This is a genomic window from Sphingomonas sp. CFBP 13714 (assembly GCF_014842205.1).
Classification (GTDB): domain Bacteria; phylum Pseudomonadota; class Alphaproteobacteria; order Sphingomonadales; family Sphingomonadaceae; genus Sphingomonas; species Sphingomonas aerolata.
Window position 1 is genome coordinate 162,964 of sequence record NZ_JACYVG010000001.1, and the last position, 24,716, is coordinate 187,679.

Here is a 24,716-nt window from a genome sequence, read left to right on the forward strand (position 1 = left end):
GGGTGGCCGCAGCGGGTGGCGATCGTGCATTATTGGCTCGTCACGATGCGCGGCGGCGAACGGGTGGTCGAGCGGCTGCTGCACCTGTTTCCGCACGCCGAGATCTTCACGCATGTCTATGACGCCAGCGCGGTGTCTGAAACGATCCGCGAGCGCCCGGTCCATACCAGCTTCATCAACCGTCTGCCGGGGGCCCGGCGTCATTATCAGAAATATCTGCCGCTGATGCCGATGGCGCTCGAACAGCTCGACCTGCGCGGCTTCGACCTCGTCATCAGCAGCGAATCGGGCCCGGCAAAGGGCGTGATCACCGATCCCGATACAGTGCACCTCTGCTATGCGCATTCGCCGATGCGGTATCTGTGGGATCATTACCATCAGTATCGCGGCAGCGCGGGACGCCTGACCCGTCTGATGATGACCCTGCTGTTCGGCCGGCTCCGCTACTGGGACATGACGAGCGCGGCGCGGATCGACATCGTCGTCGCGAATTCGCAGTTCATCAAGAAACGGATCGCCAAGGCGTGGCGCCGCGATGCGGTCGTCGTCCATCCGCCGGTCGACACGAGTCTCTTCACCCCGGCCGCCGTGGTTGGCGACGAATATCTGTGGGTCGGCCAGATGACGCCCTACAAACGTGCCGACCTGGCGGTGGATGCGTTCAACGCGCTGCAATTGCCCCTGCTCATGGTCGGTGACGGCGAGATGGCGGCCGAGCTGCGCAAGCGCGCTGGCCCGACGATCCGGATCATCCCGCGGATGCGCTTCGACGAGCTGCGCCACGCCTATGCGACGTCGAAGGCGCTCATCTTCACGCCCGAGGAGGATTTCGGGATAGTGCCGGTCGAGATGATGGCATCGGGTCGCCCGGTCCTCGCCTATGCGCGCGGCGGGATCCGCGACAGCCTGGTCGAGCGCAAGACCGGACTGTTCTTCGAACACCAGACGGTCGGATCGCTGATCGACGGCGTTCGCGCGATGGAGGCATGGCTGCCGGAATTCGACCCCGCCGATGCGGTGGCGCAGGCGGAACGGTTCGCCCCCGAGCATTTCGATGCCGGGATCCTGGCGGCGCTGGAGGCATGATGCGCCGAAGGGCCTTGATCGCGGCGATCAGCGCGGCGTTCGCGGTCGCCGGCAGCGCGCAGCAGCAGCCCGCGACCCCGCCGATGCGGCTCGGCGTCCAGACCCATTTCAGCCAGAACTGGCCCGCCGCATGGGGCGATCGGGCGATCGACGTCACCGCCGGGTCGTTGCGCGATTCGCTCCCCTGGGCCTCGGGCGAACCGCGTCCGGGCAAATATGCGATCGAGGGTAGCGTCGCTGGCACCCTGTCCCGCTATTGCCACCGCAGCGGCGGTGACGTCCTGCTGACGCTCGACCCGCGCCACCCGCTATATGACGGCGGCCATACTGTCAGCACGCCGGCGGCGATGGCCGCCTATGCGGCCTATGTCGGCACGGTCCTCGATCGCCTCCCCGGCTGCGTCACCGCGATCGAGGTCGGCAACGAGATCAATAGCGGCAACCTGGCCTATCCGAAGGGCGTCGACCCCGCCGCCGCCTATGTCGCGCTGCTGACGGTCGTCCGCGACCGGATCAAGCCGCGCCACGCGTCCGTCGCGATCCTCGGCGGATCGACCAACATGATCGGGACCGGATTCCTCGAAACGCTGTTCAAGGCCGGGATGCTCGGAGTCGCCGATGGCGTCGCGGTGCATCCCTATCGCCATCTGGCGGACAATATCGACTGGGAGATCGCGCATCTCGACGCGACGATGCGCCGCTACGGCACGCCGATTCCGATCTGGGCGACCGAGTTCAGCGACAATTACCCGACACCCGATCTCGCCGCGCCCGAACTGGTCAAGTTCGTCACGCTGATGAGCGCGAGCGGGGTCCGGCGCGCCTATTGGTACGCGCTGATCGACCAGCGATTCTTTCGCAACATGGGTCTCTTCACACAGTCGCAGGCGGCCAAGCCCGCAGCGGAGGCCTTCACGCTGCTGACGACGCACATGCTGCCCGCCGGACGCGCGCAGCGTATCGACACGGGCGATCGCGATGTCCGGCTCTACCGCTTCGGTGCGGATCGCTGGGTGGTCTGGGGCCCGTCGGGAACGCTGCGGTTCGATGCGGGGCGCATCCTATCGGCGCGCAACCGGCCCCTGCCCGGCACCAGCGTCACGATTGGTCCGGATCCGGTCGTGGTGATCGGCGCTGGACGCTTCGTCTTCACGCGCGGCACGGTGCTCGCCGACAGCCTCAGCGGCTATGGCAGCGCCCCCTGGTCCTATTGGGTCGAAGGCGCCGACGGACAGCGCCACGCGCTCGGCATCCTCGACGGGATGTGGACGAGCGCCTTTGGCAGCCGCTTCACGCGGCCGCTGGCGATCAGCGACACCGGCGGCGCGGTCGCGGGCGATGCGGCGCATGCGGCCCGCGCCGTGATCCGCTACACCGCCCCCGCCGCGATGACCGCGCGCGTCGCGGCCTGCATCGCGAAATCACCCGGTGGCGACGGGCTCGACGTCGCGCTTCTGGTCAGGGGCAAGCGGGTCGCAGGCGCGGTCGTCGTCGATCGCTGGACGGCCACCGATCAGAGTGTGACGCTGCGCACCGGCGAGACGGTCGATCTGTCGGTCGGCCCCAACCAGATCCCGGGACACGACGCCTTTACCTATCGGATCCGGCTCACCGAAGCGGGCAGCACCATTTCGCCCGACGCCACCAAGGGACCTGCAGGATGCATCTGACGCTCATCGGCGCCGCTCAGCTCGTCATCGGCTTCCTCCTGCTCATGTTCGGTACCGTGCCGGGCATGCTCGCCTTCGTGATCGTCTCCGCGCTGATGATGGGGTCGTCGGCGATCGATCTTCCCGCGATCGGCGCGTCGTCGATCCCGCCGATCGAGTTCGCCGCCGTGTTCCTCACGATCCGCGTGCTGCTGCCCGGATCGATCAACGTGCCCGCGCTGGCGGCCGCGTTGCGCGCCAACATCCTGATGATCATCTTCGTCGCCTATGGCATCGTCGGCGCGATCCTGTTGCCGCGGCTCTATGCCGGGCAGATCGACGTCGTGCCGATGCGCGTCCGCGCGCTCAACCGCTACGAATCGATGGAACGCTTCACCTATGCGACCCAGCGCCTGCTGCCGACGTCGCAGAATCTGACCACCGCCATCTACCTTCTCGGGACGGTGATGGTCGCGATCTGTGCCTATGTGGCGCTCACGCACAAGGATGCATGGCGTCTGCTGGTCAAGACGGTCGCCGTGGTCGCGCTGATCCACGTCGTCATCGGCATCGCCAGCGTGGCGGTGCCGGGCAACGCGGTCCTGACCTTCTTTCGCAACGGCGCCTATGCGCAGATCGACAATAGTTATCGCGGTTTCGTCAGGATGAACGGCATCGCGCCCGAGGCGTCAGCCTATGGCGGATTCGGATTCATGCTGTTCGTGTTCCTGTTCGAATGCTGGATCCGCGACGTGATGCCGCGTTTGACCGGCCCGTGTGCGCTCGCGCTGGGGCTCGCGCTGGGCGCCAGCACGTCGAGCCTGGCCTATCTCGGCCTCGTCTCCTATGCCGTCCTGGTCTTTCTCCGGTCGGTCGTCTTTCCCAAGACGATGCGGGTGGATCGCCTGCTCGTGCTCGGCGCGACGACGATGCTCTTCCTCATGATGGTCGCCGCGGCCAGCGTCTGGTACCCGCAGCTGGTCGCCGAATTCGGCGATATGATCACCCATTTCACACTCGAAAAATCCCAGTCGCAATCGAGCGAACAACGGCAATTCTGGTCGTTGATCGGTTACCGGGCGTTTCTTGAAAGCTATGGCCTCGGTATCGGCGCAGGCAGCTTCCGGTCGTCGTCGCTGATCACCGCGATCATGGGATCGATGGGCGTGATCGGGATCGTCTGCTTCGTGAGCTATCTGTTGCAGGTCTTCAAACCCCTGCGCCTGAGCACCTATGTCTCCCCCGCCGATCCTCGCGCCGCAGTCGGCGCCGCGGCGTCCTGGGTCTGCTTCGCCTCGATGGTGCCCGCCGCGGTCGGCAGTCCGACGCCCGACCCGGGCGTGCTCTTCGCGGTATTTGCCGGGGCCGCGCTGGCCTTGCGCCCGGCGGTATCGCGCAAACCGCAGCGGATCCAGGCCGGACCGCCGTCCGGCCAGGCGGCGATGCACGATACCGCGATGGCCTGACCCTGGGCCTAGCCTGCCGCCTTGGCGGGATGTGCCAGGCGGGTGCGGTGGAGCAACCACTTGCGCACAGGCTCGTCGAACGTCTTCACCGCAACCCATGCGAACACCGTGAATATGACCGACATCAGGATCGCCAGCAGCGTTGCTGCCAGCCCCTGGATGTGCAGATGACCGGCCAGCCCGCGGATATGCGGAGCGATACCGCCCTGCAGGATATAGACCGGATAGGAGAGTGCGCCCAGCGTGCGGCACAGCGGGACGGTGCGCGTGACCGTGCCATTGGCGCCGGCCGCGACCAGAAGCGGGAAGAGGAGGATCGCCGCGGCGACCTCATACACGCCGGTCCACGCACCCAGCCGGGGCATCGCCATAATCCCGCACAGCGTCGCGATTACCGCCCAGACGGGCGCGCGCAGTCGGTCGAGCAGCCCCGCCCGGCGCAGCCTGTACACCCCGACACCGGCAAAGAACGAGAACATCACGCGGGGGAGCCCCGCCCAGCCTTCCGGCCAATAAGGGCCGACCGCGAGCGTCTCGAAATAAAGGCCGGTCGCCGCCAGCGCGATGGCCGATACGCCGACGATGACCGCAAGCATCCGGTTATGCAGGAGCGGTGCGATCGCGCCATAGAGAAGATTGACGAGCAATTCCCACAGCAGCGACCAGCTCGGCGCATTGAGCGCATACATGCACTGGTCTTCGGACAGCGCACCATAGGGGGTCGGGATCATCAGCACCCCGGTCACGAAGAGCAGCGCCAGCATCCCGCCATCGTAAAGACGGACAAACCCTGCCGCACCGATGACGGCGCCGAGAACGATCAACGGATACAGGCGAACCACGCGCACCCACATGAAGGCCTTCAACGACATCCCCGCCTTGATCCGCTCCTCATAGACGGCCGCGATTACGAAACCGCTCAGGCCGAAGAAGAAGTCGACCGCCAGCGCGGCGTGCGGGGTTATCAGGATCGCATTATACGGCGTGACGTGCATGACAAGAACAGCGAAGGCGGCAACGCCCCGCAGGCCGTCCAGAACATCAAATCTGACCCTCTCCACATTCTTTCCGCATGTATTTTGTGTATATTTCGTGCGGCAGACTTTATTTCTTAGACACTAGTATGTTTTGACTTTGATTCCATTACTTGGCTCAATATCCTGTATCACGGGATACAACTCGACTTTCTTCTATGTTCAGACTTATGATTAATAATGAGGGATTTACGGCAATGGCGGAGGCTTTAAGTCTGCGAGTGAAACGCGTCGTGCATTCGCTGCGTGATGATTCCGCCTGGCGCATCGCGCGGTTTCTGCGCGACGACGCACGCGATCGCGCGGCCGTTACGCCTGTGGTGTCCGACGATCCCGTTGCGGGCAGCTATCGCAATGACGTGGTCACGCTCGACGACGCGGATCCGGACGACTTTCCCCCCGTGATCTTCCAGACGTGGAAAAGCCGGTCGGTGATTCCCGGCAATTACCGGCACTGGCGGCAGACCTTCGTCGACACCAACCCCGACTGTCGCGTGCTGCTCTGGGACGACGCGGACAACCGCGCCTTCATCGCCGATCGGTTCGCCTGGGCGCTGCCGGTCTATGACAGTTATCCGCAAGAGATCTTCCGCGCGGATGCCGTGCGGTTCTTCTTCCTGCTCGAATTCGGCGGTCTGTACGCCGACATGGATACCGAATGCCTGCGCCCGATCCGGCCCAGCGCGTCGACCGGCGCGGTCGTGCTGTGTCGCATGGGGGGCAATCCCGATTTCGCGCACGCCATCCCCAACGCGATCATGGCATCCCGGCCGTCACAGATCTTCTGGCTGTTCGCGATCCACTGCATGATCGAGGCGGCGGAGCGCATCCCGGATGCCGCCGCACGGATCGCCGCCGGGCCGGAGACGATGACCGGCCCGGTGCTGCTGAAACAGGCCTATGACGCGTTCGTCGCGCTCGACGGAGCCGCGGTCATGGCGCTGCTCGCCCCCCTCCTCGCCAAGCTTACCGAGCGACAGCGCACCCGGCTGCGCTATGCACGGCCGACGCTGCTCGACGGGCGGAACTGGTATCCGCTCGACTGGACCAACATGTTCCACAAGCGGCTGTGCAACCGGTTGCGCACCGACCGCCGCATCCTGCCCATCGAGGTCGGCCGCACTCTCTTTCCGGACGCCGCGGTCGTCACCTATTGGAGTCATTCCTGGTAACTGCGGCCTGCTGTGACCCGCCCCGCGCGAGGGGGCGGGCCGCGGGGGTCAGGCGACCCCGCGCATACGCCGTGACACGAGCCGGTGAAACCGGTCCGCGGCGACCGTCTCGATCCCTCGCGGGCGGCCGCTGGCATGCCAGACCAGCATCAGCACGACGAGATACAGCATCATCCCCCCCGCCCCGACGCCGACGAGCCCGAGCCCGCGGTCGAACCCGGTCAGCGTCTGCAGCCAGGGCCGCAGCGCGAGCAAGAGCGCGGCCATCGCAGCGGATGCGACAAAGGCCCGCCACGGCCTGACAAGTTGAACGCCGAGCGGGACGCCGATCAGGCTCCGGACATAGGCCGCGGACACGATGCCCATGACGAGGGACGATCCCGCCCGCGCGGCGATCGCGCCGGCGACGCCAAAATACAGCGCGCCGAGGATCGTCGCAGGCACCTTTATGCACAATTCGCACAGGCTCTGCCGGAAGAAGATCGCGGTCTGGCCCAGCGCCATGGCGAGCGGCGCGAGCGCGGCGGCGAACAGCGTCGGGATCATCGCCAGCACCAGCCATTGCAGCAGCGGCGATGCCGGTTGCCATTTCGGCCCGAGCGCGAAGGCGACGAGCGGCTGCGCGAGGATGCTGATCGCGACGAGGACGGGAAGGACGGCGCTGACGATCGTGCTGGTCGTCCGCAGATAGGCCTCGCGCAGGCGTTCGGGATCGTGTCGCACCATCGAGAAGGCCGCCAGCAGCGGCCGGATCGTCGGCTTGAGCACCGCCTGGTCGGGCAGGCTGGCAAGGTCGCTGGCGAGCGAGAACGTCCCGAGTTGCGCGCGCGAGACGGTGAAGCCGAGCACCAGCCGGTCGATCTGCCAGTTGATCGCGGTCACGGCCTGCGCGGCGGTCGTCCATCCGAGCAGGTCGGCGAATTCGCGCCAGCGCCCGAGTCCGAAGCGCGGGCGGAAGGGGGCGAACCAGTAGGAGGCCAGCACCATGAAGGCGGGGGCGACGACCGTTCCCGCGGCGATCGCCCAGTAGCTGCGCGTCAGGATCGCGCATGCCGCGGCCGCGACAAAGGCGCAGCCGCGGCCGCCGACCTCGATGATCAGATCGCGGTGGAAACTGATATCCTTGGCATATTGCGCCATCTTCGGACTGACGAGGCCGCGCAGCGCGGGGGCGAGCGCGATGAAGCAGATCAGCGGGACGAGTCGCGGGTCGCCGTAGAAATAGCCAAAGGGTATCGCGAGCAAGGCCAGCCCCACCGCAAGCACGGCACTGCGTATCACGCTGAGCGTGAACGCGGTCTCCAGCATCGGCCGGCTGATCGCCTCGGCGCGGACGAGCACCTGGCCCACGGGCAGTTCGAAGATCGCCTCGACGATCCGGACCAGCGTCATCGCGATCGCGACGAGCCCGAAGTCCTGTGGCACCAGATAGTTGGCGAGCAGCAGGAGGCTGGCAAAGTCGATCAGCCGCGCGAGGAACCGCGAGGCGATGAGCCACGCGGCACCTGCGGTGGTGCGTCCGGCAATGGGGGCCGCCTGCGTCATCTCAGACGCCGTTCGCGACGCGCTGCGGCGCGCGGGTGCGCAACCACGTCGTCATGGCGCGGCGTATCGGTTCGTCCCACCACCGCAGGATCAGCCAGCTAGCGATCAGCACGCCGGGCAGCGCCAGCCCGGTCCCGACCGCAAAGCTCCTGCTGCCGAGGATCGCCTGATAGGCCGCGTTGATCCAGACGAAGATCGGATAATGCAGCGCATAGACGGGGAACGAGAGCGCCCCCAGCACTGCCGATGCCCGCGCCACCCGGCCGCGCAACACGACATGCGCCCCGCTGAGCACCAGCAGCGGCGAGACGATCAGCGACCAGCTCCATCCGACCCAGAAGGAGAGGCCCTGCGGCCAGTAGAAGAGCAGCGCGCTGAGCCCGAGCAGCGGCCAGAACAGGAACCGCCACCGCGCATTGCGGATCAGCGCGAACCGCGATTGCGCATGATAGAGCCCGACCCCGGCGTAGAAGGCCCCGAACACGCGCGGCAGGCCGGTCCAGAAGCTCGCCACCTCGTCCCCGCCTATCCCGACCAGCGCCATCAGCGCATATCCCGCCACAACGATCGCCAGCGCGCTCCTCATTCCGTCGATCCGGCGCAGCGCCGCCCAGGCTATGTTGACGACGATTTCGAGAAACAGCGTATATTGCGGGCCGTTCAGCGGAAAGACCTGTGGCCCGCCGATCGCCCGGCTCGCGTCGAGCATCGGCAGGCACAGCAATCCGAACGCGGTCGCGCGCGCGAGTTCGGCGACGGTGATGGTGGTGTCGTGCAGCAGGACGATGCGCGCGGCGAGATAGGCGGCGGAGATCAGCGTGCCGAGAATGACGAGCGGCATCAGCCGGACGAGCCGCAGGACGGCGAACGTCCGCGTCGCCATCCCCTGATCGAGCGTCTCGCGATACGCCACCGACAGCACATAGCCACTGAGACAGAAGAAGAAATCGACCGCGAGCCCCGCATTCGCCGCCAGCCAGGGATGACCCTGCCAATGGCCGAGATGGAAGAGCAGGACCGAGATCGCCGCCAGCCCGCGCAGCCCGTCGAGCGCGGCATAATGCGGGCGCTGGCGGGTCACGCCGCGATCGCTTCGATCAGCGCCCGGCCCCGCCGGTGCATACGCGCGCGCATCGATCCCCTCAGTCACGCGCGACACGCTCGATAACGTCCAGCAGCTGCCGTCCTGCCGAATCCCAGCGGAACGCCGCGGCCCGGCCATAGCCGGCAGCGCGCTTCGCCGACCGGACGACCGGATCGGCCAGCGCGGTGATGGCCTGCCGCCACCCCGCCGGATCGTCGACATCGGCATAGAGGACCGCATCGCGGCACATTTCGGGAATCGCGCCCGCGGGCGCGACGATCGCGGGACAACCGCACAGCATCGCCTCGAGCGGCGGGAGCCCGAAGCCTTCGGTGCGCGACGGAAAGACCTGCGCATATGCTTCCGTATAGAGCGCACGCAGCGTCGCATCGTCGCAGCGACCGACGAACACCGCGTCGGTCGGCGGCGTCAGACCGGCCGCGTCGAGCGCTGCGCGATCCGCGCCGACCACCACCAGCTGCAACGGCGCCAACGCGCTATCGGCAAAGGCCTCGAACACGACATGGTTGTTCTTATACGCCTTGGGGCTGCCGAACAGGAGCACATAGCGCCCCGCGGAGAGCCCCAGTCGCGCCAGCGCGTCGCGGTCGGACTCGCCGTCGAGAATATGGTCGACGCCGTTATGGAGGACTTCGGTCATCCGCCGATCGACCACGCCGAGCAGGTCGAGCATCTGCCGCGAATAAGCCGACACGGTAAGGACGGCCGCGCTGCTGCGCGCCATGCGCGGCACGAGCAGCCGGTATCCGACCCGCTGTCGCCATGGATAGGAGCTGTCGGGGAAGAGGAACTGCGCGTCGTGGATCAGCAGGATCTTGCGGCGATGCCGGATCGGCGCGAGATTGGCGAGGTTGACCAGCACGCCGTCGGCCGCGCGCGCGGGCAGGACGAGCTGCTCCCATCGCTGCGTATCGCCGTCCACCTGCTCGACCAGTTCAATCGCGCGCAGAGCGGGCTGCCATTGCCGCCGCGCGGGTATCAGCAGGCGGGCCGGCGGGCGACGTTCGGGCGGCATTGCGGCGAGCAGTGCGTCGACTTCGCGGATGAGGCGATCGGACACGCGGTGCACCCCGTTCATCCCGCCCGCATAGAATTTGCCGTTGAAATAGATCGGCGTCGCGGTGCTGCTCACATCCGCTCGATCTTGCGGGGATCGAGCTTGCCGCGGGTCAGGTCGGCAAAGGCCAGGACATTGCCCCACAAACGCCCGCGCCGATCGACATGCGCCTCGGGCCACAGGCTGCGCACCAGATTCGCGATGACGTTCGCGGTCATCAGCCGTTCGCCCAGCCGCGGCTGCATCGTACCCTTCCGCTTCAGATAGACGATGTTCGCGATCTGCGAATAGCCGAGCTTCTTGCCCGGCGTGCGGCCGGACTTCACGCCCATGTGCACGCCGGTGATCAACGCGGACGAAACCAGTCGGCCGCGTCGTCCGATCTGCGTCGTGAAATCGATATCCTCCTGCCAGCCATAAAGCGGCAGCGCTTCGTCGAAGCGCAGTCCGGTCGCGGCACTCAGGCGGATCGCCATGTTGCAGCCATAGAGCGCCTGACGATCGCGCAGCGCCGGGTCGGCTTGGGGATCGGCTTGGGAATCGGGGCTGGCGGCACGCGCCGCGACGATCGCCAACGCGGCCTCGACGCTCAGCCCGCTTGAGTTGATGCCGTCGGCGAGCAGGTCGCCGGTGATCCCGACAATCGCAGGATCGCTCTCAAACACGCGCTCGACCATTTCGAGATAGTCGGGCGCGGGAACGAAATCGTCATCGAAGAAGGTGACGAACGCCGCCGCGTCGCCGATCATGTCGAGCGCCGCGTTGCGCTGTCGGCACAGGCCACGTCCGGCGAACACGATCTCGGGCTGCACCGGGCTTTCCGCGACACCCTCGACGTCCTGCGGCGAGACCGACACGACGATCACCCGATCGGGCCGTCGCGTCTGTCGTTCCAGCAGATCGATCGTTCGACGCGTCAGTGACGCCCGACCGACCGTGGCCACGACGACATACATCAAAGCCACTATTCGCCCCCAAGCAATATCCAGCATAGCTGCTTGACGACTTGTCTTGTAACGTACCTTCTATTCATAGCAAGCATGTCGCTTACTATTACTGCTTGGAAAATCTTTTGTACAATTTGATAAAATAGAAATACTTTATTTTCATAATGATGATGTTAGTCGCGGACGACATGTCTTTTGGTTCGGGGATAATAATGACGGACCAGCTGCGGGAATTGGTCATCAACGGGCGCTTTTTGATGCAGCCCACGACCGGCGTTCAACGCGTTGCACGTGAAATCACACGCGAGATCGATCACCTCGTTGCGAACGGCGACGTGCCGCTGCGCGTCCGCCTGGTGTGCGAAGCCGATGCCGATATCGGCGATCTCAACCTGCGCGCGATGCAGGTGGAACGGACGCGTCACGCGCATGGCCATGTCTGGGAACAGTTCGTGCTGCCCCGCCATGTGAAGGGCGGACGCCTGCTGTGCCTCGGCAATACCGCACCAATTGTGACGTTGCTCGGCCGCAAGCCGGTCGCGTTGATGATCCACGATCTGTCCTATCGGCTGTTTCCCGATGCCTATCGCCGTCATTACAAACTCGGCCATGCGTTCATGCTGCCGTTCCTGTTGCGCCGCGCGGATCCGATCGTGACGGTGTCCGAAACAGAAAAGGCAATGTTCACCAGCCTGGTGCCGGGCGCACGCCACCGCCTGATCGTCGCGCAGAATGGCGGCTGGCGTGCCGGCTGCGACGCGCGTGCGGCCCCGCCGCCCGATATCGACGCGCCCCGCGGCGACTATATTCTCTATGTCGGCTCGCTGTCGCATCGCAAGAACATCGCCGGGGTGCTGGCGGTCGGCATCGCGATGGCGCGCGAACGCGGCATCCCGCTCGTGCTGGTCGGATCGTCCGGCGCGTTCCTGTCGCCGCTCCCCGTCAGCATTCCCGATGACGTCAAACATCTGATCCGCCTCGAGGGTCAGGTCGAGGATCTCGGCCGGCTCGGCGATCTGTACCGCAACGCGCGGTGCCTGTTATTCCCGTCCTTCTACGAAGCCTCCCCCCTCCCCCCGCTCGAGGCGATGCATTTCGCCTGCCCGGTGGTGGCATCCGACATCCCGTCGAGGCGCGAGCGGTGCGGCGATGCAGCGGCCTATTGCGATCCCTATGATCACGACTCGATCCACCGTGCGGTGACCTCGGTGCTCGACGATCCCGATTATGCGCGGACGCTCGCGGGTCGCGGGCTGGCCCAGGCGAGCCGATATTCCTGGCGCGAACAGGCGCGGATCATCCTTTCCGCGATCTTCGATCTCCAGACCGTGCAACCGGGTCAGTAGGACCCCTTGGCCATCAGGACCGCGGGTGCGGTCATCAGGATGATCCTGAGATAGAGCGACAGCGACTGCGACCGGCAATAGGCAACGTCGAAAGCGACCCGGCGCTGATAGGAGACATCGCTGCGGCCGCTGATCTGCCACAGCCCCGTAATCCCCGGACGCGACATGCAGTAATGCTCGAAATACCGGCCGTAGCGCCGCTTTTCCGCCTCGACGATCGGCCTTGGCCCGACAATGCTCATCTCTCCGCGCAACACGTTGAACAACTGGGGCAATTCATCCAGGCTGCTCTTGCGCAGGAAGCTGCCGACGCGAGTGACGCGCGGATCCTCCTTGAGCTTGTGGCTCAATTCCCATTCGAGCCGGGCCTGCGGGTCGGACGCCAGCAGATCGGCGAGCAGCGCCTCCGCGTTGACCGCCATCGAGCGGAACTTGAAGCACCGGAAATAGGCGCCGCCATAGCCGATGCGGCGCTGCGCAAACAGGATCGCCCCGGGGTCACTGACATAAACGGCCGCGGCGATGACGAGGAGCAGCGGCGCAAAGAAAAGCAGGGCAACGAGCGCGAGCAGAATGTCGAAAAGCCGCATGAGGCGTCGTTCGACAGAAATGGCTGGCGGTGCCGGGCTGCGCTCAGCGCCATATTGAAGAATTTCCCCGCGTGTCGCCACAAAACCCCCCACGGTGATAGCAAAGCGCATTTGTTATTCTGCAATGCAACACAAACTCTCCCTCTATGTTGCATTCAATAAGGCAATGTAATTGTATAAATATCGCGCTTTTCGAGTCTCTATCCAATAATACAATCTTGTTTTCTGAATATCTACAATCATTCTATAGACTTCATCGGCAAACATAAGGCCGAACATATTGTAAGCATCTAATAGATGAGTTCCGCTGCCTTCGTGATAGTTTTGACGGGCCGCACCATTAAGCGCCTGCTGGAACTTCATATTTTCTGAGAATGGTCGAGGGTCGGGCAGGCGCGGCGGTCCGCCGGGGCCGAGGCACGGTCGACGACATCCGGCGCGCGCGCTTGGCGGGACGCGGCCTCAGGGACGATGCGGGCGGCCCGTCGGACGGTGCCGCGCGCGCGCCTTAGCGGTCGGTGCGCGGCCCGGCTGTGCTGCCGCGCACCACGAGCGTATGCGCGAGCGTCGTCTGCCGCCGCGGGCATTCGACGCCGCGCAGTATGTCGACGAGCAGCTCGACGGTACGCCGGCCGATCATCCCCTTGGGTTGCGCGATGGTGGTCAGCGCGGGCTGGAAATAGCGTGCGAGCGGAAGATCGTCGAACCCCATGACCGACACGTCGCGCGGACAGGACAATCCGGCCTCGCCGATCGCGCTCAGCGCCCCCAGCGCCATCTCGTCGCTGAAGCAGAAGATCGCGGTTACCCCGGCGGCGAGCAGCGCGTGCGTCGCCACGAACGCCGATCCCGCGGAATAATCGCCGATCTCGACGTGCAGCGCGTCGCGCAGACCGCGCAGTTCGGCCGCCCGCAGCGCACCCGTCAGACGGTCGCGGCTGATCGGACTGATCTCGGGGCCGGTGACGACGCCGATCGCCCGGTGGCCGAGATCGGCGAGATGCGCGATCGCCTCCGCGCTCGCTGCCGCATTGTCGATATGGACGCTGGGGACGCCGAGATCCGCGCTATATTCACAGCCATTGACGATCGGTGCGGCGCCCCCCTCCCGCGCGAGCAGCGACGCGAGGCTGTCGGGCAGGCGGTGGCCGAGGAAGATCAGCCCGTCGACCTCGCGACGCGACAACATGTCGGCATATTGATCCTCGACCGCGGAATCATGCCGCGTGTCGCCGACGACGACCGAATAGCCCGCGTCGCGCGCCGCCTCCTCCGCGCCGCGGATGACGCTGGCGAAGAACGGGTTCGAGATGTCGGGGACCGTCAGCAGGATCTTGGCGGCGCGCAGCGTGCGCAGGCTGCGCGCGGCGACATTGGGGGCGTAGCCCGACGACCGGACGATCGCGAGCACGCGCAGCCGGGTCTTTTCGGACACCTGGTCCGGTCGGCTGAGCACGCGCGACACGGTTGCGGTGGAGACGCCAGCCATCGCGGCCACTTCGATGATCGTCGGCATCGCCGGGTCATGGATCCGGCCGCTGCCGCTGTCGACCGATAACCGATGTAATCCTTTACATCGATGCTGCGCCGACCTAGCCTTATGTCAGACAAGCAGCAAAACTGCGGTTGAGAGGTGGCGAATGGCGGTAGCGGACGATCTGGGAACGGCCCCCTTGCGCGGTGTCGACACCGCGACGGGCGGCATGCTCACCGCGCGCCTCAGTGCGCTGATGTTCATGCAGTTTTTCGTCTGGGGTGCGTGGAACGTCACGCTCGGGCTGGCGATGCAGACCGTCGGGATCGGCAACCTGATCGGCAATGCCTTTTCGGTCGGTCCGATCGCCTCGATCGTCGGCTCGTTCCTGCTGGGCATGGCGGCGGCGCGCTATGTCAGTCCGAAGATGCTGATGGTCATCCTCCATCTCGTCGGCGGCGCGATCCTGTTCGTGCTGCCGTCGTTCGTGACGCCCGAACGCGGCGCCAGCTTCGTCTGGCTGCTGCTCGGCTACATGATCCTCTACATGCCGACCGTGGGCCTCGCCAACACGATCGCGCTCAAGAGCTTTGGCGATCGGACCGACAATTTTCCGTTCGTGCGCGCGTTCGGAACGCTCGGCTGGATCACCGCGGGGCTGATCATCGGCTGGGCGGGGCTGTCCGCCAGCCCGCAGATCTTCCGCGTCGCGGCGATCGTCTCGATCGCGCTTGGGCTCTACAGCTTCACGTTGCCCAATGTCGCCTCCGACGCGCCGCGCGACGAAAGCGTGCTGCGCCAAGTCCTGTGCGTCGAGGCCTTCAGTCTGCTCCGCCAGCGGTCGTTCCTGATCTTCATGACCTGCGCGACGCTGATCTCGATCCCGCTCGCCATGTATTATGCCTATGCCTCGCCCTATGTCGGCGCGACCGGCATCACCAATGTCGGCGGCACGCTCGCGATCGGGCAGATGTCCGAACTGGTCTTCATGTTCTCGATGCCGTGGCTGTATCGCCGGTTCGGCGTGAAGCCGTTGCTGCTGGTCGGGATGATCGCCTGGGCGGCGCGCTATGCACTGTTCGCGATCGGCGACGGCGGGTCGAGCCTCTGGGCGGTCTATCTCGGCGTCGCGTTGCACGGCGTCTGCTATGACTTCTTCTTCGTCGCGGGCGCGATCTACACCGGCACGATCGCAACGCCCAAGGGGGTGAACGCACAGGCGCAGGGGATGCTGACGCTGTTCACCTATGGCGTCGGCATGCTGCTCGGGTCGCAGATCGGCGCGATGCTCTATGCGCAGCTGCCCGCCGCCCCGACCATCGCCGACTGGCAGCATATGTGGTGGTATCCCGCGATCGCCGCCGCCGTGATCGCGCTGCTGTTCCAGATCCTGTTTCGCGACGATACCCGACGGGAGATTGCAGCATGACCGGACTGCGCGGACCAGCCATCTTTCTCGCCCAGTTTCTCGGTTCCGAGCCGCCGTTCGACACGCTCGACGGACTCGCGCAATGGGCTGCGGGCCTTGGCTATGTCGGCGTGCAGATCCCCTGCACGTCGCAGCTGATCGACCTGTCGCTGGCTGCCGAGAGCAAGACCTATTGCGACGATCTTAGCGGCCGGCTCGCCGCGCACGGCATCACGATAACCGAGCTGTCGACCCACCTCCAGGGCCAGCTCGTCGCGGTCCACCCCGCCTATGACGCGCTGTTCGACGGGTTCGCCCCGCCCGAGCTGCACGGCAAGCCCGCCGAGCGCCAGCAATGGGCGGTCGAACAGGTCAAGCTGGCGGCGCGTGCGAGCGCCAATCTCGGCCTGTCCGCGCATGCGACCTTTTCGGGCGCGCTCGCCTGGCCCTATGTCTATCCCTGGCCGCAACGCCCGGCCGGGCTGATCGAGGAGGCGTTCGCCGAGCTCGCGCGGCGCTGGACCCCGATCCTCGACGTGTTTGCGGATGTCGGCGTCGACTGCGCGTTCGAGGTACATCCCGGCGAGGACGTCCATGACGGTGCATCCTGGGAACGCTTCCTTGCCGCGGTCGACAACCATCCGCGCGCGCGCCTCCTGTTCGACCCGTCGCATTTCGTGCTGCAACAGCTCGACTATCTCGACTTCATCGACCGCTATCACGACCGGATATCCTGCTTTCACGTCAAGGATGCCGAGTTCAACCCGACCGGCCGATCGGGCGTCTATGGCGGGTATGAAAGCTGGGTCGACCGCGCCGGGCGGTTCCGTTCGCTCGGCGACGGACAGGTCGATTTCTCGGCGATCTTCAGCAAGATGGCGCAATATGGCTTTGCCGGCTGGGCGGTGCTCGAATGGGAATGCGCGCTCAAGCGGTCCGAGGACGGCGCGCGCGAGGGTGCACCGTTCATCCGTGATCACATCATCCGCCTGACCGAGCGCCCGTTCGACGATTTCGCCGCCAGCGGGATCGATCGCGCATCGATCCGCGCGATCCTGGGGCTGGCCGAGGACCGCGCATGACCCGGCTGCGGCTCGCGATGGTCGGCGGCGGCGAGGGCGCGTTCATCGGCGCGGTCCACCGGATGGCCGCCGCGCTCGACGGCGACTGGGACCTCGTCGCAGGCGCGTTCAGCACCGATGCCGGCCGCAACACGCGTACCGGCACACAGCTCGGGCTCGCCCCGGCACGCGTCTACGCGTCGTTCGAGGCGATGATCGCTGGCGAACGTGCGCTGCCCGCGGACATCCGCGCGCAGGCGGTCGCGGTCGTCACGCCCAACCATCTCCACGCGCCGATGGCGATTGCCGCGCTAGACGCGGGCTTCGACGTGCTGTGCGAAAAGCCGATGGCGATGAGCGTCGCCGAATCAGAGGCGATCGCCGCCGCCGCCAAGGCGAGCGGCCGGCATTTCGCGCTCGCCTTCACCTATAGCGGCTATCCGATGATCGAGGAGGCGCGCGCCCGCGTCGCACGCGGCGATCTCGGCGCGATCCGCCTCGTCCAGGTCGAATATCTGCAGGGCTGGCTCAGTTTGCCGATCGATGGCGACGGCAACCGCCAGGCCGAATGGCGGACCGACCCGGCCCGTGCCGGGCTGGGCGGCTGTCTCGGCGATATCGGCACGCACGCCTTCCACCTCGCCGAACATGTCTGCGCGCTGCGGGTCGAGGCGGTCTCGGCGGATCTGACGACGCACGTGCCAGGCCGCCGGCTCGACGACGATGTCAGCGCGATGCTGCGGTTCGAGGGCGGCGCGCGCGGCATGCTGAAGGCGAGCCAGGTCGCCGCCGGCGAGGAAAATGCGCTCACGCTGCGAGTCTATGGCGAGCGAGGCGGGCTCGAATGGGCGCAAATGGAGCCGAACACGCTCGTCATGCGCTGGCTCGACCGCCCTGCCGAGATCGTCCGCACCGGCGGCCCCGCGCTGCAGCCCGGCGTCGCCACGCTGACGCGAACCCCGTCGGGCCACCCCGAAGGCTATATCGAGGCGTTCGCCAATCTGTACCGCGCCTTTGCGGCAACCGTCCGCGGCGAGGGCGGACGCTGGTTCCCCGGCGTCGTCGACGGGCTTCGCACGATGCGGTTTATCGAGGCGGTGATCGCCAACGCGGCATCGGACCGCAAATGGTCGCCGCTCTATCCTGGAGAGACGGAATGAAATTCTTCATCGGGCTTGGCGCAGCCGGTATCGGCGCGGCGGCCCTCATCGCCGTCTGCGCGCCGACCAGCGCCCAGACGACACCCGCCGCGGCGCCCCCGGCCTTCGCCGCTTGCCGGGCCTGCCATACGGTCGACAAGGGCGGCCGCAACGGTATCGGCCCCAATCTTTACGGCGTGGTCGGCCGTGCCGCCGCCGCGTCGCCGGGGTTCAATTATTCGCCTGCGCTGAAGGCGTCGAAGCTGCGCTGGGACGACGCGACGCTGAGCGAATATCTGGCGGCCCCGTCGAAGAAGGTCCCCGGATCGCGCATGCCGATCGCGACCCCGGATCCCGCAAAGCGCGCCGCGATCATCGCCTATCTGAAGGCGGCGGGCTCGAAATGAGACGGATCCGGCGATGACGCTCTCCCGCCGCACGCTGATCGCGGCCGGCGCCGCGGCGTCGCTGCTCCCCGCGGGTATCGCCGCGCAGCGCCGCGGCACGACCGCCGCCCGCTTCTCGCTCGGCTATGCGCCGCATGAGGGCAGCTTTGCGAGCCGCGGCGGACTGATCGAGCAGATCGCCTTCGCCGCCGACCAGGGCTTCACCGCCTGGGAGGACAATGAGGCCGCGGCCCGCCCCCTCGCCGACCAGGAGCGGATGGCCAAGGCGCTGGCGCAGCGGGGCATGACGATGGGCGTCTTCGTCGCGAGCATGCCAAAATGGGCGAAGTCGCGCCCCTTGCTGGGCGCCAATGACGACGCGGATCGCGAAGGGTTCCTTGCCGATATCCGCGCGTCGATCGCTGTCGCCAAGCGGCTGAACGCAAACCGGATGACGGTCGTCACCGGCTTCATGGACCCGAAACTGCCCGTCGAGATCCAGACGGCGCGCGTGATCGACGTCATGCGACGGGCCGGCGACATCGTCGCGCCGCACGGCATCGCGATGGTGATGGAGCCGCTCAACACGCGCACCAACCATCCCGGCGTCTATATGCAGACGATCGCGCAGGGCTATGCGGTCGCCCGCGGCGCGAACAGCCCCGCGGTCAAGATCCTTGCCGACCTCTACCATGAGCAGATCCAGTCGGGGAATCTGATCCCCACGCTGGACAGCTGCTGGAACGAGATCGGCTATCTCCAGTTCGGCGACAATCCGGGCCGCAACGAGCCGATGACGGGCGAGATCAACTATGCCGCGATCGTCCGCTGGCTGCGCGGCCGGCGCTATGCGGGGGTGATCGGCATGGAACACGGCAATTCGGTGGCGGGACGCGCGGGCGAGGATCGCCTGATCGCCGCCTATCGCGCGATCGACGCGGCATGAGGGGGAAGAGCATGACGAGCTATGTGATGGCGGGGGTCGTCGCGGCGATGGCGCTGACGACAACGGGGTCCGTTGCCGCGCAGGACAAGCCGGGCTTCACGGATACGCCGATGCTGCCCGGCGGCCAATGGCGTGTCCACGACGCCGACCGCCCTGCGCCCGTCGCCGTCGCGCCGGCCGCCGCCCCCGGCGGTCCGCCCGCCGACGCGATCGTGCTGTTCGATGGCCGTTCGCTCGATGCGTGGAAGCCCGATCGCATCGCCTGGCCGATCGAGAACGGTGTGCTGATAATCCCGTCGCGCGCAAAAAGCGGCGGCGAGAACAATCTTGTCTCGAAACAGAGCTTCGGCGACGTGCAGATGCATCTCGAATTCCGCTCGCCCAATCCGCCGACCAAGAGCTCGCAGGACCGCGGCAACAGCGGCATCTGGTTCATGCAGCGCTACGAGCTGCAGATCCTCGACGGCTATCGGAACCCGACCTATGCCGATGGCACGGTGGGCGGGGTCTATGGCTGGAAGCCGCCGCTGGTGAACCCGGCGCGCAAACCGGGCGAATGGCAGACCTACGACATCGTGTTCGAGCGGCCGCGCTTTGCCGCCGACGGCAGTCTGGTTCGGCCGGCCTATGTCACCGCTTTGCTCAACGGCGTGCTCGTCCAGAACCATCAGGCGATGCTCGGCACGACCAACTGGCGCCATGTCGCACGCTATACCGCGCATCCCGATGCAGCACCGATCCAGCTGCAGGACCATGATTCCCCCGTGGCGTTCCGCAACATCTGGATCCGCCCGCTGACCGATGCGGCAATCGCGCAGGACCTTGGAAAGGACGGTAAATGATCGATCGCAGAACCGCGCTGGCCGGTGTCGCCGGCATGTTCGGCGCAGCGCTCTATGCCCCGATCGCGCGCGCGGCCGGGCTCGTACAGCAGCCGGCGGGCGCTATCCCGCCGATCAGCGAAGGGCCACCGAGCGCGCCGGTCTTCACGCCTGCCCAACGTGCACTGATGACCGCGCTCAGCGAGCGGGTCCTGCCGACCACCGATACCCCCGGCGCGATCGCGGCGGACGTCCCTGCCTTCATCGAAAAACTGCTGGCCGACTGGGCCCGGCCCGAGGACCGCGTGCCGATCATCGCCGGGCTCGACGCGATCGAGGCGCGCTGTCTGCAGGACTATAAGGTCGCCGGCGCCCGGGCGACCGCGGCACAGCACGACGCGCTGCTCACTCTGGCGATGAACGACGGCCTGCCGTCGGGCGGCGCGTTCTTCACCGCATTCCGGCAGCTCGTCATCACCGGTTACTACACGTCCGAAATCGGCATCACGCAGGAACGCGAATATCTGCCGGTCCCCGGCGAATATAACGGTGCCTTCCCCTATTCCCAGGTCAACAAGGTGTATTCCTCATGATCCTCAGCCGTAGAACCCTGCTTACGGGCACCGGTGCGGTGGCGGCGCTCGCGCTGGCCGATCGCTCGATCTCGCCCGCGTCCGCCGCACAGCTCAAGGCGATCGGCCTGCAGCTCTATACCGTACGCGAGCTGTTCGCGAAGGACCCCGTCGCCACGCTCGAGGCGGTCGCGCGGATCGGCTACCGCGAGGTCGAATTCGGCGGCGGCGGGTACGAGACGATGGATCACGCGCTGTTGCGCAAGACCATGGACCGGCTCGGCCTGACCGCACCCTCGGTGCATATCGGCTATGATGCGCTGCTTCAGCGGTTCGAACCGTCGGTGGCGATGGCGAGGACGCTCGGTGCGAAGACCGTCGTGCTGCCGTACATGACCGACGAACATCGCAACGAACAGGGCTGGAACGCCGCGCTCCCCAATTTCAATCGTTTCGCGACTCAGTTGAAGTCGGCGGGGTTCGGCTTTGCCTATCACAACCATGATTTCGAATTCACGGTGCGGCCGGGCGGGGTCAGCCTGTACGACCGCCTGCTCAAGGAAACCGATCCCGCGCTCGTCAAGCTCGAGCTCGATATCTACTGGGCGGCGCATGCGGGCGAGGATCCCGCGGCGCTGATCGACCGGCTATCCACCCGCCTCTACGCCTATCACGTCAAGGACATGCGCCCCGATCGCAGCATGACCGCGGTCGGCCAGGGCACGCTCGACTTCGCGGCGCTGTTCAAGCGCAAGTCGGGTGCCGGCGTGCAGCATTTCTACGTCGAGAACGACCAGGCGCCCGCGCCCTATCTGCCCGACATCACCACCAGCTTCCGGACGCTGCGCGCACTGCGCTTCTGATCGAGACAGGAGACCAAGACCATGGCCGCAACCAACAGGTTCGACGCGATCGTCATAGGATCGGGCGTGAGCGGCGGGTTCGCTGCGAAGGAACTCACCGAAAAGGGCCTGCGCGTCCTGATGCTCGACCGCGGCGTGATGGTCGAGCACGGCGAAGGCTATGCCTATGACGGCAAGCCCGCTTACGAGGTGCCCGCGCGGAACATCATGCCCCCGGCGCTCGTCAAAAGCGATTATTTCATCGCCAAGCACGGCTATGTCGCACCCAGCAACCGCGCCTTTTACAATGACGACCGGCTGAACCCCTATGCCTATGACGAGGGTAGCAAATTCTATTGGATCCGGCCCGCGGCGGTCGGCGGCAAGTCGCTGATCTGGGGACGCTGGTGCTTCCGTTGGAGCGAGGAGGATTTCGAGGCGAACAAGCGCGACGGAATCGATGGCGACTGGCCGATCCGCTATGGCGACGTCGCGCCCTGGTACAGCTATGTCGAGAAATATATCGGCGTGTCCGGTTCGCGCGAGAATCTGCCCTATCTGCCGGACAGCGAATTCCAGCCACCCATCCCGATGAACGTCGCGGAAAAGTGGCTGAAGCAGAATCTGGAGAGCCGCTTCCCCGGTCGCAAGCTGATCAACACGCGACTGTCCAACATGACCGAGGACAAGCCCGAGCAGAACCGGACCAAATGCCAGTTCCGCAACCAGTGCAGCAATGGCTGCTCGTTCGGCGCCTATTTCTCGACCCAGGCGGTGACGCTGCCCGCGGCGCGCGCGACCGGCCGATTGACGCTGCAGTCGGACGCGGTCGTCACCAGCCTCGATTATGATCCCAAGGCCAAGCGCGTGACCGGCGTCCGCTACATCGATACCAAGACCGGCCAGGCGCAGTCGGTCCAGGCCGACCTCGTCTTCCTCTGCGCCTCGGCGATGGCATCGACGCAGATCCTGCTCAATTCACGTCCGGCGGGCAGCGATCGCAGCCATTTCGACACGAGCGGCACGCTCGGCCGCTATGTGATGGACCATATCTTCCGCGTCGGGGTCGACGGCGAGATCGGCGGGATGCAGGAGTTCATCGAATATGGCCGCCGCCCGGGGGGCGTCTACATCCCGCGCTTCCGCAACATTGGCGGCGACGACGGCGTCGGCTTCAAACGCGGCTATGGCTATCAGGGCGGCGCCTATCGCACGCCTGCGGCACCCGTCGGGTTCGGCGCATCGATGAAGCACGGGATGCGCAACTATGCGCCGTGGCACTTCAGCATGGGCGCGTTCGGCGAATGCCTGCCCTATGCCGACAACCATGTGTCGCTGCATGCGTCGAAGGTCGACCGGTTCGGCGTGCCGCTGCTCCGGTTCGACGTGCGCTTCCACGACAACGAACTCAAGATGATGGCCGATGCGCGGGCGCAGGGCGAGGCGATGCTTCGCGGTGCCGGGCTGACCAACGTCAAGAGTTCGGAGCAGGAGCACGTCCCCGGCGACGCGATCCACGAGATGGGCGGCGCGCGCATGGGTCGCGATCCGCGTACCTCGGTGCTGGACGCGTGGAGCCGCGCGCACGAGGCCACCAACCTCTACGTCACCGATGGCGCGCAGATGGCTTCGGCCTCCTGCGTCAATCCGTCGCTCACCTTCATGGCGCTGACTGCGCGCGCCGCCGATCACGCAGTGAAGCAGCGCACCCGCGCCTGATCGACTTCTGCCCCTGATCTATGATATCGCTATCATTGATCAGGGGCAGGCGACGGATCAGTCGACGGAGACCTTGGGCCTGCGCCGCGGTGCCGAGTCGGACTGGCGCCGGATCAGCGTGAAATCGAACGTCTTGTGCCGGTGATGCGGATCGATCGCCTGCGACCGGCGGATGGTCGAGGCGAGCATTTCTACCGCAGACCGCGCCATGTCCGCGATCGGCTGGTGGATCGTCGTCAATTCGGGCCAGATCGCGGTCGACAAAGTCGTGTCGTCGAACCCGCACACCGTCAGGTCGCCCGGCACGTCGAGCCCGCGCCGATGCGCGACCGCGACCGTCGCAGCCGCCATGTCGTCGTTCGACGAGAAGATCGCCGATGGCTGCTCGGCGAGCCCCAGCAGCGTCTCGGCCGCATCGAGCCCCGATCGGTAGGTGAACAGCCCGTGCGCGATCAACGACTCGTCGCGCGCGATCCCGGCCTCGTCCAGCGCCGCCGCATAGCCTTCGAGCCGGCGCGCGCTCGACGACAAATTAGGGTTGCCAGTGATGAAGCCGATCCGACGATGGCCCAGCGCGATGATGTGCCGAGTCATCGTCAGCGCCGCCTCGCGGTCGTCGATGCGGATCGCCAGCATGTCGGGCACGGGCAGACCGCTCGCTAGCGACACGGTCGGGACCTGTGCCGCCGCCAGCAGGTCGAGCACCGCATCCGCCTCGCACAACGGCGGCGGCAGGATGATGCCGTCGATTCCGCCCTCGATCAGGTGACGCGTCACCGCGATCTCGTGCTCGCCCAGGTCGCATTTCTCGATGATGATCTGCACGTCGCTGCGCGCCGCCTGGTCGAGGCTGCCGAGCAGGAACTCGCTGAGAAAGCCCGCGCTCGGGTTGCTGTAGAGCAGGCCGATGCGGACCTGCCCCGCCCCGGCCAGGCTGCGCGCGGCCGGGTTGGGCGCATAGTTCAGCGTCGCGATCGCGTGAGTCACCGCATCGCGCGTCGCGGCGCGCACATTGCTCGTGCCGTTGATCACGCGCGACACGGTCATCGGCGAGACCCCGGCGAGTCGCGCGACGTCGCTGATGGTCGGCGCGCCGCCGGTGCGCCGCGAAGTCTTGACGCGGCCGATCGAGGAAGTGTTCATGTACCAACCGTTAGCGCACCCCCTTGACGCGGCAAAGCCCCACGCGATCCGATCCCGAGTCGGTCAACGTCGTCGGACCCCGATGGACGGCTCGCCCCGTTGCGGGACCCCGGCCGTTCTTTTCACGGGGTATTTTTCGTGCGCGATGATGCGGAACCCCCTTGCTCCGGCGCACGGGAGGGATATGATAGCGCTATCTCCCGCCACG

23 protein-coding genes are annotated in these 24,716 nt (G+C 66.2%); 14 read left to right on the plus strand and 9 right to left on the minus strand.

Annotated features, from left to right (window positions below; translation table 11 throughout):
• The first annotated feature begins 45 nt into the window (after positions 1-45).
• Genes IFT54_RS00765 through IFT54_RS00775 form a run of 3 tightly spaced genes read left to right on the plus strand, consistent with a single transcriptional unit; the run spans position 46 to position 4,201 of the window.
• The gene (locus tag IFT54_RS00765; RefSeq protein WP_244648525.1) at positions 46-1,086 is read left to right on the plus strand and encodes a glycosyltransferase; all 1,041 of its coding nucleotides are present in this window, start codon (positions 46-48) and stop codon (positions 1,084-1,086) included.
• Positions 1,083-2,756, plus strand: coding sequence for a hypothetical protein (locus IFT54_RS00770; RefSeq protein ID WP_192069316.1), 1,674 nt, complete (start codon positions 1,083-1,085; stop codon positions 2,754-2,756). The genes IFT54_RS00765 and IFT54_RS00770 overlap by 4 nt, the downstream gene beginning before the upstream one ends.
• Entirely contained in the window at positions 2,747-4,201 is a 1,455-nt protein-coding gene (locus IFT54_RS00775; protein ID WP_192007829.1) for a hypothetical protein, read from the plus strand. The genes IFT54_RS00770 and IFT54_RS00775 overlap by 10 nt, the downstream gene beginning before the upstream one ends.
• 8 nt (positions 4,202-4,209) lie before the next feature.
• On the opposite strand, the gene IFT54_RS00780 is transcribed toward IFT54_RS00775, so the two are convergent.
• Positions 4,210-5,262 (minus strand): acyltransferase family protein, encoded by a 1,053-nt coding sequence (locus tag IFT54_RS00780; protein WP_192069317.1) that lies wholly within the window; start codon positions 5,260-5,262, stop codon positions 4,210-4,212.
• Between the two features lie 170 nt (positions 5,263-5,432).
• Between IFT54_RS00780 and IFT54_RS00785 the strand changes: the two genes are divergently transcribed.
• Positions 5,433-6,407, plus strand: a complete 975-nt coding sequence (locus IFT54_RS00785) for a glycosyltransferase family 32 protein (RefSeq protein ID WP_192069318.1) — start codon at positions 5,433-5,435, stop codon at positions 6,405-6,407.
• Between the two features lie 48 nt (positions 6,408-6,455).
• On the opposite strand, the gene IFT54_RS00790 is transcribed toward IFT54_RS00785, so the two are convergent.
• Genes IFT54_RS00790 through IFT54_RS00805 form a run of 4 tightly spaced genes read right to left on the minus strand, consistent with a single transcriptional unit; the run spans position 6,456 to position 11,070 of the window.
• The gene (locus tag IFT54_RS00790) at positions 6,456-7,952 is read right to left on the minus strand and encodes a lipopolysaccharide biosynthesis protein (RefSeq protein WP_192069319.1); all 1,497 of its coding nucleotides are present in this window, start codon (positions 7,950-7,952) and stop codon (positions 6,456-6,458) included.
• A gap of 1 nt (position 7,953) precedes the next feature.
• A complete protein-coding gene (locus IFT54_RS00795; protein ID WP_192069320.1) occupies positions 7,954-9,102 on the minus strand; it encodes an acyltransferase family protein in 1,149 nt (382 codons plus the stop codon).
• Positions 9,095-10,189 carry a glycosyltransferase gene (locus IFT54_RS20850; protein ID WP_192069321.1) on the minus strand — a complete coding sequence of 365 codons (1,095 nt, stop codon included), beginning with the start codon at positions 10,187-10,189 and terminating at the stop codon, positions 9,095-9,097. The genes IFT54_RS00795 and IFT54_RS20850 overlap by 8 nt, the downstream gene beginning before the upstream one ends.
• Entirely contained in the window at positions 10,186-11,070 is an 885-nt protein-coding gene (locus tag IFT54_RS00805; RefSeq protein WP_244648529.1) for a glycosyltransferase family 2 protein, read from the minus strand. Before IFT54_RS00805 ends, IFT54_RS20850 begins: the two co-directional genes overlap by 4 nt.
• A gap of 248 nt (positions 11,071-11,318) precedes the next feature.
• Between IFT54_RS00805 and IFT54_RS00810 the strand changes: the two genes are divergently transcribed.
• Positions 11,319-12,407 carry a glycosyltransferase family 4 protein gene (locus IFT54_RS00810; RefSeq protein WP_192069323.1) on the plus strand — a complete coding sequence of 363 codons (1,089 nt, stop codon included), beginning with the start codon at positions 11,319-11,321 and terminating at the stop codon, positions 12,405-12,407.
• On the opposite strand, the gene IFT54_RS00815 is transcribed toward IFT54_RS00810, so the two are convergent.
• The 3 genes from IFT54_RS00815 to IFT54_RS00825 all read right to left on the minus strand — a co-directional run bounded on the left by IFT54_RS00815 (position 12,401) and on the right by IFT54_RS00825 (position 14,513).
• Entirely contained in the window at positions 12,401-12,997 is a 597-nt protein-coding gene (locus IFT54_RS00815; RefSeq protein WP_042466930.1) for a sugar transferase, read from the minus strand. The genes IFT54_RS00810 and IFT54_RS00815 overlap by 7 nt on opposite strands.
• A 144-nt stretch (positions 12,998-13,141) precedes the next feature.
• The gene (locus tag IFT54_RS00820; RefSeq protein ID WP_192069324.1) at positions 13,142-13,360 is read right to left on the minus strand and encodes a hypothetical protein; all 219 of its coding nucleotides are present in this window, start codon (positions 13,358-13,360) and stop codon (positions 13,142-13,144) included.
• A 145-nt stretch (positions 13,361-13,505) separates the two neighbouring features.
• Positions 13,506-14,513: a LacI family DNA-binding transcriptional regulator gene (locus IFT54_RS00825; RefSeq protein ID WP_192069325.1), complete on the minus strand. Its 1,008-nt coding sequence runs from the start codon at positions 14,511-14,513 to the stop codon at positions 13,506-13,508.
• Between the two features lie 124 nt (positions 14,514-14,637).
• Here IFT54_RS00825 and IFT54_RS00830 point away from each other — a divergent pair, with 124 nt between their 5' ends.
• From IFT54_RS00830 to IFT54_RS00870, 9 genes are read left to right on the plus strand one after another with little or no spacing between them, the layout of a single operon-like run.
• Positions 14,638-15,900, plus strand: coding sequence for an MFS transporter (locus IFT54_RS00830; RefSeq protein ID WP_244648427.1), 1,263 nt, complete (start codon positions 14,638-14,640; stop codon positions 15,898-15,900).
• Positions 15,897-16,961, plus strand: a complete 1,065-nt coding sequence (locus IFT54_RS00835; RefSeq protein WP_192069326.1) for a sugar phosphate isomerase/epimerase family protein — start codon at positions 15,897-15,899, stop codon at positions 16,959-16,961. Before IFT54_RS00830 ends, IFT54_RS00835 begins: the two co-directional genes overlap by 4 nt.
• Positions 16,958-18,100 (plus strand): Gfo/Idh/MocA family protein, encoded by a 1,143-nt coding sequence (locus IFT54_RS00840; RefSeq protein ID WP_183935941.1) that lies wholly within the window; start codon positions 16,958-16,960, stop codon positions 18,098-18,100. Before IFT54_RS00835 ends, IFT54_RS00840 begins: the two co-directional genes overlap by 4 nt.
• Entirely contained in the window at positions 18,097-18,486 is a 390-nt protein-coding gene (locus IFT54_RS00845) for a c-type cytochrome (protein ID WP_192069327.1), read from the plus strand. The genes IFT54_RS00840 and IFT54_RS00845 overlap by 4 nt, the downstream gene beginning before the upstream one ends.
• Before the next feature lie 13 nt (positions 18,487-18,499).
• The gene (locus tag IFT54_RS00850) at positions 18,500-19,411 is read left to right on the plus strand and encodes a hydroxypyruvate isomerase family protein (protein WP_192069328.1); all 912 of its coding nucleotides are present in this window, start codon (positions 18,500-18,502) and stop codon (positions 19,409-19,411) included.
• Positions 19,408-20,253 carry a 3-keto-disaccharide hydrolase gene (locus IFT54_RS00855; protein ID WP_244648429.1) on the plus strand — a complete coding sequence of 282 codons (846 nt, stop codon included), beginning with the start codon at positions 19,408-19,410 and terminating at the stop codon, positions 20,251-20,253. The genes IFT54_RS00850 and IFT54_RS00855 overlap by 4 nt, the downstream gene beginning before the upstream one ends.
• Positions 20,250-20,825, plus strand: coding sequence for a gluconate 2-dehydrogenase subunit 3 family protein (locus IFT54_RS00860; protein WP_192069329.1), 576 nt, complete (start codon positions 20,250-20,252; stop codon positions 20,823-20,825). Before IFT54_RS00855 ends, IFT54_RS00860 begins: the two co-directional genes overlap by 4 nt.
• A complete protein-coding gene (locus IFT54_RS00865; RefSeq protein ID WP_166746603.1) occupies positions 20,822-21,667 on the plus strand; it encodes a sugar phosphate isomerase/epimerase family protein in 846 nt (281 codons plus the stop codon). Before IFT54_RS00860 ends, IFT54_RS00865 begins: the two co-directional genes overlap by 4 nt.
• Before the next feature lie 21 nt (positions 21,668-21,688).
• Positions 21,689-23,365 carry a GMC family oxidoreductase gene (locus IFT54_RS00870; protein ID WP_031440861.1) on the plus strand — a complete coding sequence of 559 codons (1,677 nt, stop codon included), beginning with the start codon at positions 21,689-21,691 and terminating at the stop codon, positions 23,363-23,365.
• A 57-nt stretch (positions 23,366-23,422) separates the two neighbouring features.
• Here the strand turns inward: IFT54_RS00870 and IFT54_RS00875 are convergent, their stop codons facing one another.
• The gene (locus tag IFT54_RS00875) at positions 23,423-24,508 is read right to left on the minus strand and encodes a LacI family DNA-binding transcriptional regulator (RefSeq protein ID WP_192069330.1); all 1,086 of its coding nucleotides are present in this window, start codon (positions 24,506-24,508) and stop codon (positions 23,423-23,425) included.
• Between the last annotated feature and the right edge of the window lie 208 nt (positions 24,509-24,716).